This is a genomic window from Streptomyces sp. CC53 (genome assembly GCF_001865245.1).
In the GTDB taxonomy this organism is placed as follows: domain Bacteria; phylum Actinomycetota; class Actinomycetes; order Streptomycetales; family Streptomycetaceae; genus Streptomyces.
In genome coordinates, this window is sequence record NZ_MKXB01000158.1 from 1 (window position 1) to 1,649 (window position 1,649).

At 66.4% G+C, this 1,649-nt stretch carries 1 protein-coding gene; it reads right to left on the bottom strand.

Annotated elements, in window-relative coordinates; all coding sequences use genetic code 11:
* Positions 1 to 99 precede the first annotated feature (99 nt).
* Entirely contained in the window at positions 100 to 1,314 is a 1,215-nt protein-coding gene (locus BJP40_RS18590; protein WP_071281317.1) for a calcium-binding protein, read from the bottom strand.
* Positions 1,315 to 1,649: the final 335 nt, after the last annotated feature.

Consider the following 1,649-nt stretch of genomic DNA (forward strand, 5'->3'; position numbering starts at 1 on the left):
CCAGCCGGTGCGAGTTCAGCGATGACCTTGGCTGTGGTGGCCAGGTCTGCGAGCCGTGACCACAACCCCCGGCCCTGGCGGGCCGGGCACACAAGGAGGTCAGGAGGCTTCGCAGTCGTCTGCGAAGCCTGCCGGGTCGGTGCGGCAGGTGTCGAAGCCGGGACCACCGGTGACGGTGGAGTTGTTGCGATCGAAGTACGGGATCTCAACGGTGGGCCGGGTGCGTCCTTCGATCAGGTCGTCGCCGTTCTCGCCGCGCAGGCTCCCCCCGCGGACCTCATCGACCTTGAGGGTGTCGTTGCCGCCGCCCCCTTCCACGCTCCCGCCGGTACTGGTGCCTGTGACGGCCACGGTGTCGTCACCGCCACCGCCGGTCACCGTGGCGTAGGGAGCGCCGAGGTATCTCCTCCCTACCCCGTCACCGCTGATGCTGTCGGCGTCGTTCCCGCCATCGATACGACCATGATCGGTGGCGAAGGTGATGGTGTCGGCGCCGTCATCCCCGTTGACGACCCCTGATTGCCCGACGTTCCCGGGGAGGATGGTGTCGTCGCCCGCTCCGCCGTTGATGGTCCCGTGCGTTTCCGGGAAGACCGGCTTGGCGTTCCTGATGCTGTCGTTGCCGTCGTCGCCGTTGACGACCCCTGATTCCGTGACGTTCCCGGGGAGGATGGTGTCGTCGCCCGCTCCGCCGTTGATGGTCCCGTGCGTTTCCGGGAAGTACGGCGTGGCGATCCTGATGCTGTCGTTGCCGTCGTCGCCGTTGATGGTGCCGACAAGGCTCCCGCTGACGATGGTGTCGTTCCCGGCCCCGCCGCTGATGGTTCCTCTGGTGACGGAGGTCAGGGCGATGATGTCGGTGATCTCGATGTGGTCGTCGCCGTCGTCACCGCTCAGGGTGCCGCCGGTCCCAAGAGCACTGCTGCTGACGATGGTGTCGTTCCCGGCTCCGCCGCTGACGGTTCCTCTGGTGGCGGTCTCCAGGCCGGTGATCTCGATGTGGTCGTCGCCGTCGCCGCCGTCGATACTGTCGCCGGAGTCCAGCTGGAGGACTCTGATGGTGTCGTCGCCGGCGTTGCCGTGGATGGAGGTGCCGTTGAGGGCGGTCAGGCAGGTGATGGTGTCGTTGCCGGGCGTGCCGTTGATGACACCGTTGACGGTTACCGCCGGGACGCCGTTGACGAGGCAGACGGCGGCGGCCTGCGCCGGAGCGGCCAGCACCGTGGTGCCCGCCGCAGCTGCCGTCACGACGGCCGCAGCCACCAGAGTGACACGGCGGCGCCGACGGGGGAAGGACGAGGTGTGCTCACGCATAATCGGATACCTCTCTTCGCTGTCATATCCGGGCACACATGGCACCCGGCAACGGGACACCCGCCCTCACATCGGCGATCCCACAGCGGTACCGACCGGAGCTGCCAGGAAGCCTGCCAGGACATAGCCCACTATGACCATGCGCATGGCGAGATACGCCTATTTGCTACGAGATGCCCCAAATGGAATATCAGCAAGGGAGGCAAGCAGTCCTCCAGGGCACGTGCCAAGTTGTCATGGCAGGACCCAAAACAGCTTCTGACGTCTCGTGGGCGTTAAGTCCGTTTCTGGTAGCGGCCTCGTCCGGGTTGGGTGAGGAAGCCTTGGCGAGTGAG